This window comes from Okeania sp., from assembly GCF_983059655.1.
On sequence record NZ_CEZPJD010000236.1, the window covers coordinates 1 to 10,326 of the forward strand.

The 10,326-nt window shown below is 34.9% G+C and carries 9 protein-coding genes and 1 pseudogene; 7 read left to right on the forward strand and 3 right to left on the reverse strand.

What is annotated here, in order from left to right; all coding sequences use genetic code 11:
* The 4 genes and pseudogenes from AC3DU7_RS14850 to AC3DU7_RS14865 form a co-directional block, all read left to right on the forward strand.
* Nucleotides 1-187 (forward strand): annotated as a pseudogene (locus AC3DU7_RS14850) (hypothetical protein); the annotation flags it as partial.
* A gap of 35 nt (nucleotides 188-222) precedes the next feature.
* Complete coding sequence (locus tag AC3DU7_RS14855; RefSeq protein WP_488040107.1) at nucleotides 223-522, forward strand: hypothetical protein; 300 nt, start codon at nucleotides 223-225, stop codon at nucleotides 520-522.
* Between the two features lie 455 nt (nucleotides 523-977).
* On the forward strand, nucleotides 978-2,309 hold the full coding sequence (locus AC3DU7_RS14860; protein ID WP_488040108.1) for a YcjF family protein: 1,332 nt from the start codon (nucleotides 978-980) through the stop codon (nucleotides 2,307-2,309).
* A 140-nt stretch (nucleotides 2,310-2,449) separates the two neighbouring features.
* A complete protein-coding gene (locus tag AC3DU7_RS14865; RefSeq protein ID WP_488040109.1) occupies nucleotides 2,450-2,587 on the forward strand; it encodes a hypothetical protein in 138 nt (45 codons plus the stop codon).
* A 163-nt stretch (nucleotides 2,588-2,750) separates the two neighbouring features.
* On the opposite strand, the gene AC3DU7_RS14870 is transcribed toward AC3DU7_RS14865, so the two are convergent.
* The 3 genes from AC3DU7_RS14870 to AC3DU7_RS14880 all read right to left on the reverse strand — a co-directional run bounded on the left by AC3DU7_RS14870 (nucleotide 2,751) and on the right by AC3DU7_RS14880 (nucleotide 5,765).
* Complete coding sequence (locus AC3DU7_RS14870; RefSeq protein WP_488040110.1) at nucleotides 2,751-3,263, reverse strand: DUF1993 domain-containing protein; 513 nt, start codon at nucleotides 3,261-3,263, stop codon at nucleotides 2,751-2,753.
* A gap of 60 nt (nucleotides 3,264-3,323) precedes the next feature.
* A complete protein-coding gene (locus tag AC3DU7_RS14875; protein ID WP_488040111.1) occupies nucleotides 3,324-5,180 on the reverse strand; it encodes a DUF7380 domain-containing protein in 1,857 nt (618 codons plus the stop codon).
* Nucleotides 5,181-5,246: 66 nt separating this feature from the next.
* A complete protein-coding gene (locus AC3DU7_RS14880) occupies nucleotides 5,247-5,765 on the reverse strand; it encodes a dihydrofolate reductase family protein (protein ID WP_488040112.1) in 519 nt (172 codons plus the stop codon).
* A 989-nt stretch (nucleotides 5,766-6,754) separates the two neighbouring features.
* On the opposite strand from AC3DU7_RS14880, the gene AC3DU7_RS14885 reads away from it, so the two are divergent.
* The 3 genes from AC3DU7_RS14885 (at nucleotide 6,755) to AC3DU7_RS14895 (ending at nucleotide 10,295) form a co-directional block, all read left to right on the forward strand.
* Nucleotides 6,755-8,230 carry an ABC transporter ATP-binding protein gene (locus tag AC3DU7_RS14885; RefSeq protein ID WP_488040113.1) on the forward strand — a complete coding sequence of 492 codons (1,476 nt, stop codon included), beginning with the start codon at nucleotides 6,755-6,757 and terminating at the stop codon, nucleotides 8,228-8,230.
* A gap of 438 nt (nucleotides 8,231-8,668) precedes the next feature.
* Nucleotides 8,669-9,046 (forward strand): hypothetical protein, encoded by a 378-nt coding sequence (locus tag AC3DU7_RS14890; RefSeq protein ID WP_488040114.1) that lies wholly within the window; start codon nucleotides 8,669-8,671, stop codon nucleotides 9,044-9,046.
* 109 nt (nucleotides 9,047-9,155) lie between these two features.
* Nucleotides 9,156-10,295: a restriction endonuclease-related protein gene (locus AC3DU7_RS14895; protein WP_488040115.1), complete on the forward strand. Its 1,140-nt coding sequence runs from the start codon at nucleotides 9,156-9,158 to the stop codon at nucleotides 10,293-10,295.
* Nucleotides 10,296-10,326 lie beyond the last annotated feature (31 nt).

Sequence of the window (10,326 nt, forward strand, 5' to 3'; positions counted from 1 at the left end):
AACTTCATCAATGACAAAAAAGACAAAAAAGGTTGATATTAGTAGTAAACGTATAATTGGGATTTCCCCCAGTCGTTGGGTAGAATGGGTGAGTGGAATTGCCAATGTTACCGTCAAAGAAATAGCTTCTTCAGACTTCCAATGGTTAAGTCATTTCAGTTATCAGTTATCAGTACCTCTAGCGTAATTATTAATTATTAATTATTAATTATTAATTATTGAATGCCTTTTATTCCTATTCTGAAAGGTGGAGGAGAAGAAGCAACTGTGAGAAAAGCATTACAACTTTTACGAGAGGATGAACAACTATTAGAATTAGAAAATTTACTCGCATTTTTTGCTACATTTGTGTTAAAAACGGAAATAATACAACAAATAATGAGGTGGGATATGGCAGTATTACAACAATCTCCCTGGTATCAACAAATCTTAGAGGAGGGAATTGAAATTGGTCAACAACGTGGTGAACAAAGAGGAATACTTTCTGGAATAGAAATCGGATTAGAATTGAAATTTGGATAACTAGGAAAAGAGATATTTTCAGAGATTAAAACTATTGAAAATATTCAGGTATTAGAAACAATTCTGACCTCTCTTAAAACTGTAGAAACTATCGATCAATTACGGCAAATTTATCTTAAATAGGGAGTAGGGAGTAGGGAACAAGGAACAGAAAGTATCTTAAATTCTTAGTTTCAAAGAAATCATGTTCCCTTGGCTACTTGACTTTAAGGAAATTTTGGATTCTCTTGTCTTCCCCTCCCTATTTCTGGAGGTACTGAATAACTGATAACTGAACTGCAATAGACATATCCAGAAAATAAATCTTTTAATTAGAGCAGACTAAGGATACGAAAAATTCACCCTAAAAAATCTTTTTTCGTGCCTTTTTCGTAAAAACATCTTACCTGTTGCCTGTTGCCTGTTGCCTGTTGCCTACTCCTGCAAAAAATCTATATCTTTTTCGGAGATGTCTAATGACTGAACAACCTGATACTAACTCCCCAATACCTAATTCTGAACAGTCCGCTCAACCAACTGAAGATGTAAAAACAGAATCAAAAACAGACTCTTGGCAAAATCGTATTGGTGGAATTTGGCATGATACCAGTAACCGTTTAACTAAACTTTTTCCTGTAGATCGGGCAGCGCAAACAATAAAGCAATGGTTTACGGTCGATGAAGCTCAAGTTGCCGAAATATTAACAAAAGTACGCGCCGAACTTCCCACTACTGAAGCACTATTAATTGGTAAACCTCAAACAGGTAAAAGTTCCATCGTGCGTGCTTTAACAGGAGTTTCCCCAGAAATAGTCGGTCAAGGATTTCGCCCTCATACCCAACATACCGAACGTTATGCTTATCCCTCTGAGGATTTGCCCTTATTGATTTTCACTGATACTGTGGGGTTGGGAGATGTCAAACAGGAAACACCAGTTATTATTGACGAACTCCTAGGAGAGTTACAGCAGGAAAGTAACCGCGCCAGAATCTTGATTTTGACTGTAAAAATCAATGATTTTGCTACTGATACATTACGACAGATAGCACAACAGTTGCGACAAGAATATCCAAATATTCCCTGTCTTTTAGCAGTAACTTGTCTCCATGAAGTTTATCCTAACCCTACTGACAACCATCCCGAATACCCTCCAGAATATGAAGAAATCAATCGTACTTTTACTGCTATTGAGGAAAATTTTGAGAAATTGAGCGATCGCTCTGTACTTATAGATTTTACCCTAGAAGAGGATGACTACAATCCTGTATTTTATGGCTTAGAAGCCTTTCGAGATAGTTTAGCAGAATTACTTCCAGAAGCAGAAGCACGAACAATTTATCAATTATTAGACGAACAAGCAAGCAAACAACTGGGCAATATTTATCGAGATGTGGGGCGACGTTATATTTTATCATTTACTATTATGGCAGCCACCGCAGCAGCAGTACCTCTACCTTTTGCGACAATGCCAGTATTAACAGCTTTGCAAGTGTCCATGGTAGGTTTATTAGGAAATTTGTATGGGCAAACAATATCCCCATCTCAAGCAGGAGGGGTTGTTAGTGCAATTGGTGGCGGTTTTATCGCTCAAGCAGTGGGGAGAGAGTTAGCGAAATTTATACCAGGATTTGGTAGTGCGATCGCTGCTTCTTGGGCCGCTGCATATACTTGGGCGTTAGGTGAAAGTGCCTGTGTTTATTTCGGAGATTTGATGGGAGGGAAAAAGCCAGATTCAGAAAAAATTCAAAGTGTGATGCAAGAGGCGTTTGAGTCGGCGAAAGAGAGGTTTAAGGGTATGAAAAGTTGAAATTCAAGAAGGAAGAGGGAAGAGGGAAGAAGGAAAAAAAAGTATTACCGAATAATTAATCATGAATAATACCAATTCCCAAAAATAATGCTATACTTCCCATGAGACTTCAGTTATTAAGTAATAATAATGGTAGAATAATGTTTATGACTATTCTCGGCATTAAACCAAGTTATCTTATCTCTTTTAACCCTACTCCCTACTCCTTACTCCCTACTCCCTACTTTCAAGGAGATGTAGCAAGACTTTTGAGAAATGGTATAATTATTAATTGTTAATGGCTTTGTTGCTGAATTTGTCTGAGTCAGGACTTATATAGAATCCGGTTATATAGTATATGTTGATAATTCTATAATTAAATTACTTCAATATTTAATCTCTCCCACTCCCCCACTCCCCCGCTCCCCTACTATCTTAATAAACCGGACATGATATTAGGTTTCATGCCTGTCTAACAAATGGCATCAAGTGCATCATATAATCCTGTTTTCCAATTGGTACACCAGCCATCCGGAGAATATCATAAGCAGTTACCAAATGGAAATAAAAGTTTGGAATCAGAAAATCATTCACATAGGCGCTACCAGAAAGCTCAATATAGAGGCCCTGGCTTAAGTCAACGCGTGTAGTCTCAGCTAGTTTTTCGTCTTCAACGTTAATGCCTAAAAGAAGTTGCTTGGTGTTTGCTATGTGTTCGTATGCCTGAGTCAGAGATGTGACTTCTGGATCTAGATTATTCGCAGACTTGCCGTAACACCACAGAGCAAAGTTGCGTGGTTGATTGCAGGTGAAAGCAATTTGTGTACCAAAAGGAAGCATATCAGTCACAATGCGCTTCTGAAGGAATTGTTCGCTGTCAGAGAAATGAGTCTGAGCTGACTTTAAGAGGTGTTCGAGAGTTGTTAAGCGACTTTGGAACAGATTTTGGATTAAACCTATATTCTGACTTTGCATTTTCGTGACTCCTCAAAACTCATTTCATCAAGTGTAGCTGTATTTAGGATGATTTGCAGCTTAACGTCCAAAATCATCAGGAACCCCATCCATTTGTTCCTTCTGCCCTTTGCCATCTGCCTTCTGCCTTCGTTCATGTTGATATATGACGTTTGGTAAACAACATAGTCTCAGCGTCACCCACCAGAGATAAGACATCAGAGGACTTAAAAAATCATCATCATCTAGCAAACCATGAGCCATACGGTTTCTCAAATTAGAGCCTGAATTTTCAACAAGTAAACCTCTCAGGTCAAAAAGTGTGTCTTCATCGAAAATATCGGCCATCTCAGGGAGGTAAAGAATTTTGTTTAAATTATATTCTTTTTGAATTCCTTTATCATCATAGCTAGAAGGTAATGCACCTTGTTTCCAAAGTAGATAACGGATGGCATTTTCAATTTGAGGAATAAGGATGTGGGTAGATGTGTAGAAATCTCCAGTTAAGCCAGCATATAATCCTTTTGCAAACAACAATTTTCTCTTGGGTGGTACAAAAGGGTTATTTGAAACAATGGGAAAAAAGTCTTTAATTTCTACAGAATGTTCTAAATTTATTTGTTCCCTGGCTGGATCTATCAATACTTGGGCTTGAATACTTTGGTAGGATGCACTGGTATTATACATTTCAAACTCCATTGCAGCTTTGAGTTCCTCAAATTGTGTAGTTTCGACTTTTTGTCTGTCTACAACTTTACCATTCTGATTTATTTTCTCTTTTTTCATAATAGGAAATACAGGAAAATCATAAACTATCTGCTCTATTTGTTTTTTAAGTTGAGAAACTTCTGCAAAATTTGTTGATAAAGCTAAGGAAAAAAGAGCATCCTCTAATTTTTCACCTCTCACAATTTTTCTGGCTTTCTCTAATACTTCAGTAAAGTCAACGGTATCGGAATAGTTAGTAATCCATTTTTTCTTAGATTTTTCTTGATACTGAAGTAAAAGTTTATGAGCTTCTTCTGCTCTTGCTTTTGCCGCTACAGTCTCTTCTTTTGTGCCAGGAATATTTCTAAAGGCTTCAATGGCTTTCTGAAGATTTTTTGATGCTGCTAAATAAAAAATCTGATTGTTTTTTAGGGCTTTCTCTACCTGTTGAAAATAGGTTTCAGCAGCAAGCATTAAAGCTGCTCGTTCGTTTTCTTTATCCTTTTCTATTTGATGCCATTTTGCTTTGATTTCCCAATAACTTCTCGCTCTATCCCAGTCATAAGATGATTCTGATAGAAGGGCAGCTTTTTCAGCTAGAGTAGCATATTTTTTGGGGCAGCCAAGTTTATTTTTTTGTAAAAGTTCCATTAGTTTTGCTGATAACCAAAGAGGGTCTTCTCCTTCGTAGCGTTCGAGAACTTTTTCTATATATTCAACTACTTTTTCAACTTGATAGTTAATTTTTTTTGCTAGTTGAAATGCTCTTTCTATTCGGTCATAGCAACCGATCCATTTGGTAGGAATTCCTAATTTTATAGCAGTAAAATCTTCTAATTTTATAGCAGATTTTATGTAAGCATTAACTGCTAGTTTAGCCATCGGATAATTACGTTGTTTGCTCCACAGAATATTTGCAACTCTTGCCTGAAGTTCGGGGTCTGATATTTCAGGGGCAATTTCAAGCAGAAAATTTAGATGTTTGTCAGTCAAGTTAATTTTAGCAAAGTCTTCTTCTTTTAATTGTCGGTGAGTTCTTCTAATATCAACGATAGTCACTTCTGCTAATATTTTAAATATATTTTGTTCTCTAATCTTTCCTACTTCTTCTGCTTCCTGTGCTCTTTGACAGAAGCCTTTAATGTAGGCAAAACATTCTTTTTTTTCACTAGCATTAACCACATCCTGCCAGCCGGATTTGATAAAATCTTTCTTAGTAATATCTAGCATTTTCTTACTTTTATTCTATATTTTTAACTGATGACTGATAACTGAAATGACCACAATTGCTATACCTTATTCTACTAAGTCATAAAATACCTGTAACAATCCCGAATTGTAATTTTTAACTTCTTTAAACTTGAGTTTCTTCTCCATATTTTTATCTTTAACAATCAAAGGAATACCATCCCCTAAAATAATTGGATGAATTGCCAAAATTAACTCATCAAGAAAACCATGTTTAATAAAATATTTAATTATTTCTGCACCGCCAACTAGCCAAATATCATTACCACTAGATTGACGGAGATTATTAACAAACTCTCCTAAATCTTTTCCAATAAATTCTATATTTTCATCTCTTTGACCGTGGCGAGTTTTAGAAAAGACAAAACCCTGTTTCCCAGTATATGGATATTCTCCAAATCCTAGCACTTTCTCATAAGTTTTCCGACCCATCAATACAGTCTCCACCTCAGCAAAAAAGTCATTATATCCGTAATCTTGGTCAGTAAATAACCAATCAACTTCTCCCGATATTCTGGCAATATATCCATCCAGACTAGCAGCAATAAATAACCTAATTTTTCTCATGATATTTAATAAATTTTATTCAAAAACATAGAATCTTATTTATAGCAGTAAACAGCGGTGTGACCCCATATAGGTTACAGACGTAAGCAGTCGGAACCCAGCGTTTTGCTCCCCAAACATATCGCGGAGCATGACCATAAGAAAAAGCGGAGCAACTCTGCAAGAGGGGGTTTCCTCACCATAGAAATACTGATAAAGAGAGGTCATTTCAGTTATCAGTTATCAGTTATCAGTTATCAGTACCGACCACTAAAGCCGGAGGCTTGAAATACTGAACTGAATATTTTTTCATCCCCTTAAAAGGGAGGCGCGTGGACCTCATTTTTTGGTAACAGTGGGAAAAATATTTTCCTATCTAAGGTTTATCATTAGCAGAAGTCATTTCAGTTATCAGTTAGCCTCCTATGGTCATAACTGCGTTATCAGCTATCAGTACCTCTGCAATAAGGAGGCTTGACATAAGGAATATTCTCTTTATTCTATCCCCTTGAAAGGGCAGGCTTGAGACCAAAATTTTTCGCTCAAACACCAACTACGTTCCTTGCTATAAAAATAATTAATCTATATCAAACAAAATCAAAATGATAGAGAACATTCCATTCAAAATTTTATGAATTCTTAAAATAATTGTAGTAAGTATAACCTCCTACAATAATATTAGTATTTTGAATACTCCTCTTTAAACTAGACTAATTGAGTATTATAAAGTATTAGATATTTAAGGTTAGAGTCAAGGTAAGCATTCAGCTAGTCAGCTATCAGCTATCAGCTACCAGTTATCAAAATATTATCTGAGAAGGAAAATTAAAAATTATGTTTATGTGGCATTCCGCAGAAAAGAAAAAGATTACTAGCAAACCTTAGTAATTCCTGTACATTTATGCATCTGTTTGCGGAGCATTCCGTAGAAAATGCTAATAGCTATTTGCGCAGAATTCCGTATTTCAATCTTCCCTATTTAGAGGAGATACTGATAACTGATAACTGAAATGACATATTTACATTTAAAAAATATTACTAAAAGCTTCGGAAATTTTTTCGCCAACGATAATATCAATATTTCTATTGCAGCAGGCTCTATCCACGCTATTCTCGGAGAAAATGGTGCAGGAAAAACCACATTAATGAATATATTATCAGGACTATATCAACCAGACTATGGTCAAATTTATCTAGAAGATAAACCGATAAAAATTTCCTCGCCGAGTGTAGCAATAAATTATGGTATTGGCATGATTCATCAGCATTTTATGTTAGTACCAACATTAACAGTTACAGAAAATATTATCTTGGGAAATAGTGGAAAATTTAATCTGAATTTAAACACAAAATCCGCAGAAATTAACGCTATGGCAAAAGCCTATAATTTAGACATACCAGTGAATAGTAAAGTGGCAGATTTACCAATAGGTATTCAACAACGGGTAGAAATTTTCAAGGTACTTTATCGTCAAGCAAAAATTTTAATTTTAGATGAACCTACAGCAGTTTTAACTCCAGCAGAAGTAAATTCTTTGCTGAATATTTTGCGAAAGTTAGCAGCAAATAATCACACAATTATTTTTATCAGCCATAAACTAGAAGAAGTAATGAATGTTTGTGATACTGTCACAATTTTACGTCGGGGAAAAGTGATAGATACCATCAAAACAGCAGCAACTACTACCCATAAATTAGCTGAAATGATGGTAGGTCGAGAAGTAAATTTAATTTCTCATAAAATTCCTGCCGAAAAAGGAAAAATTATTCTAGAAGTGAAAAATATAGAAGTAAAAAATGACCGAGGTTTATCTACAGTAAATAATTTATCTTTTCAATTGCATAGTGGGGAAATTTTAGGAGTAGCAGGAGTCGATGGTAATGGTCAAAGAGAATTAGCCGATGCTATTAACGGTTTACGTTTTGTAGAGAAAGGAAAAATCGAATTTGTAGATAATTTAAAAATGGGATATATTCCCGAAGACCGCCAGAAAATGGGGTTAATTATGAATTTTAGTATTGCTCGGAATTTAATTTTGAAATTGTTTAAGTTTTTGCCTTTTTGTCGTTATGGTTTTTTGCAGTCTAAAGTAATAAATAATAATGGGAAAAATGCCATAGAAAAATTTGATATTCGTGCCAGTCATCCACAGTTAAAAGTCAATCAACTTTCTGGAGGAAACCAACAAAAAATTATCCTGGCGCGGGAACTTTCTGGAAAACCAACATTAATAGTAGCAATGCAACCTACCCGTGGTTTAGATATAGGTGCCACCGAATATGTACAACAAGCTTTACTTACTCAAAAACAACAAGGGGCAGCTATTTTGTATATTTCCACAGAATTAGAAGAAGTCATGGCAATGAGCGATCATATTGCCATTATATATGAAGGTAAATTTGTTGATATTCTAGATGCTGCCACCGCTACAGTCGAAGAGGTAGGTTTATTAATGACATCCGGTAAAAAACAATTGATACCGTAGGTTGGGTTAAGCGCAAGCGCAACCCAACAAAGAGCAATGAACCTATCTCACTAATTAGCAGTTGAAGAAATAGGTTTATTAATGACATCCGGTAAAAAAACATTGATACCGTAGGTTGGGTTAAGCACAAGCGCAACCCAACAAATACCAATGAGCCTATCCTGCTAATTAGCAAATGTATGATAAACTGATGTACTGTTAAGGGCAAAAAAGTAGTGGGAAAAATGGCTGGGATATTTGAAGGTTTAACAGATATAAAGTGGAAGTTATATGAAATACGTTAATGTTTGCTACCAAAAATTTATAGGGAGTGGGGGAGTGGGGGAGTAGCACATTTTTTTGTATTTCATATTATTTGAAGATATATTTCCACCAGAACTAAGATTGAACGAATTTGGATATAATTAGTATAATACTTGATTGTTTGAAGAGGAAAATATGGAACAGGAAACCTTAAATAAAATTCTCAATTATATCCAAAATATTCAGGAGGAAATGAAGGATACCCGTGAGAAAATGTTAGAGCTTTTCCAACTTCAAGGAAACATTGATGGAAAGGAAAAATCATGGCAAGCTCGGTTAGATTTTACAATTAAAATTTTGTCTCATCTGAGAAAAATTAGTCAGGAAGTGGTACTTTCTCAATTAATAGAAAAAAATATGCCACACCTTCGGGAAGCATATAAAGACAATGATTTGACTGACTTAGATATAGTTAAGATTGAGGCTAGGAATATGAGCAGTCTCACAGTTGCTTTAACTAAATTGGCAGAACAAGAAGTAGAAATTGAACTGAAAAAAATGATGGAGATATAGCGCTACGCACAAGTCAGAAGTCAGAAGTTATAAATAATCTCTGACTAAGTTTGAGTATTTATAAATGTTTTAACCTATTTGCTTAGTGTTATAAAGGTAGGAGAAAAGAATGGTTGATTTACCTGATGGAGAGCAGATTTTAAGAAAGCTATCAGTGGGACTAATTCAGACAAATGATGCAATGGAAAAAGATGGTTTTCTGAAATATCCTTATTCTAAAAATTTACAGAGAGCTATAAATTATCTGAGTTTTTTCTATTTAATGAATGGTTTACCGATGCCAATAGGAATAGGGGAACTAATAGAGAAAGCAAAAACTGTTCCTCTTGGTGAATGGCAGCTTAATTTATCGGATGATGAATATGAGAATGAATTATTGCTTGATGATGAGGGAGTACCTACAGAATTATGTGAAGAGTTGGCAGCAGAAGAACTAGATTATCGTAATCCAGATAGTTTCCAGCGCCAAATTTTTGAATCTATTAAAAACTTAGCTGAAAGTAGTGAAAAGCCAGATATTACCTATACTAAAATTCGGGAATTTTTGGTGAGATACCCTTTGTCAACTCAAGATGAGAGGAGTGATATTTTAATTGATTTAAATGCTAAATCTAATATTTTCAAAGAACTTGTATTAGATAAAGTTTACAAAGATAAAATTCCTAGTGCATATTATGTTGATGGGATGATTCGACGATGTGATTTCTGTGGAAATTTGATTAAAAATCAACAAAGTAATCTAATTTGCACTAATAAAGGATGTGAATTTAACAGGATTTCAAATAGCAAAAAGCAGAAAAAATATCAAGAGTTAAATCCTGGAGAAGAGGTGCGTCAAGCTCATTTTGGAGTAAGAAGATTTATTTCAATTCCTGGTATTCCTGAATTGAAACTAAAAGATGATTTAGAGAAAATTGGTTGCCAGGTTACTTTATGGCCTGGTCTTGATTTATGCGATTTATTTGTGGAGACTCCTAGTGGTTTTAAAATTAGCATAGATGTGAAAGATTGGAAGTATCCACATCAGTTAGCAAGAAATGTTAATGAGAAAAAAATGCCTAAAAAAGAGTTAGAAAGTAAGGGTTTTAGCAGTGATTTATATTGTTATGTATTTCCGGATATTAGAAAAAAGGAAAATTCTAACTATATGAATGCTTTTAAGTCTGCTTGTAATCCAAAAGTAGAGGCTTTTTATGCTAAACAGATAATCGTCAAAATCCAGAAAAAATATGGAGTGAAAAAATGCTAGAAACTCAGGTGAATTTACTTCAACTAGAAAG

Bases quoted from the DNA above. Each gene is read 5' to 3' on its own strand.
- AC3DU7_RS14885 (WP_488040113.1), top strand. From the start codon at position 6,755: ATGACATATTTACATTTAAAAAATATTACTAAAAGCTTCGGAAATTTT.
- AC3DU7_RS14880 (WP_488040112.1), bottom strand. From the start codon at position 5,765: ATGAGAAAAATTAGGTTATTTATTGCTGCTAGTCTGGATGGATATATT.
- AC3DU7_RS14875 (WP_488040111.1), bottom strand. From the start codon at position 5,180: ATGCTAGATATTACTAAGAAAGATTTTATCAAATCCGGCTGGCAGGAT.
- AC3DU7_RS14865 (WP_488040109.1), top strand. From the start codon at position 2,450: ATGTTTATGACTATTCTCGGCATTAAACCAAGTTATCTTATCTCTTTT.
- AC3DU7_RS14870 (WP_488040110.1), bottom strand. From the start codon at position 3,263: ATGCAAAGTCAGAATATAGGTTTAATCCAAAATCTGTTCCAAAGTCGC.
- AC3DU7_RS14855 (WP_488040107.1), top strand. From the start codon at position 223: ATGCCTTTTATTCCTATTCTGAAAGGTGGAGGAGAAGAAGCAACTGTG.
- AC3DU7_RS14895 (WP_488040115.1), top strand. From the start codon at position 9,156: ATGGTTGATTTACCTGATGGAGAGCAGATTTTAAGAAAGCTATCAGTG.
- AC3DU7_RS14860 (WP_488040108.1), top strand. From the start codon at position 978: ATGACTGAACAACCTGATACTAACTCCCCAATACCTAATTCTGAACAG.
- AC3DU7_RS14890 (WP_488040114.1), top strand. From the start codon at position 8,669: ATGGAACAGGAAACCTTAAATAAAATTCTCAATTATATCCAAAATATT.